The organism is Caloramator australicus RC3 (genome assembly GCF_000297115.1).
GTDB classification, from domain to species: domain Bacteria; phylum Bacillota; class Clostridia; order Clostridiales; family Caloramatoraceae; genus Caloramator; species Caloramator australicus.
Genome location: NZ_CAKP01000076.1, coordinates 1 through 444 on the forward strand (window position 1 = coordinate 1; position 444 = coordinate 444).

Annotated in this window: 1 pseudogene; it reads right to left on the reverse strand. The window is 30.2% G+C overall.

What is annotated here, in order from left to right:
- Nucleotides 1–54: 54 nt before the first annotated feature.
- Nucleotides 55–444 (reverse strand): annotated as a pseudogene (locus CAAU_RS14260) (UPF0236 family transposase-like protein); the annotation flags it as partial.

Consider the following 444-nt stretch of genomic DNA (forward strand, 5'->3'; position numbering starts at 1 on the left):
AACCCCCTAAAATGTTTAAAATCAAGACTTTCGTAAGTACTTTTAAACTTTAAATTATATTTCATATTTAATTGATTTTAATATCTTATACATTGGCGTTACTTTCCAATATTTAATATTGTTATATTATTTATTCCTTCTCGTGAAGAATTATTTATTCTTTTAATTGTTTCTTTTATTTTCTTCTTACTTACCTTGAAGGCTTTTTCATCTTCCTTAAACACACTTATTTCCCTTAAATTTCCTCCATTCTTGCTAAATGCCCTTAGCTTTGCCATTATCTTTAATCCTTCCTTGCTCCATCCTAATGGCCTGCTGCTTAATCTCGCCGATAATACATGGCTTACATGCCCTTCTGCGCTGCATCCTATTACATCATCGTCATCTTTATATATTTCTATCCCTTTTTCCCAGTTGTTTAATATATACCTTCTTACTTCTTTT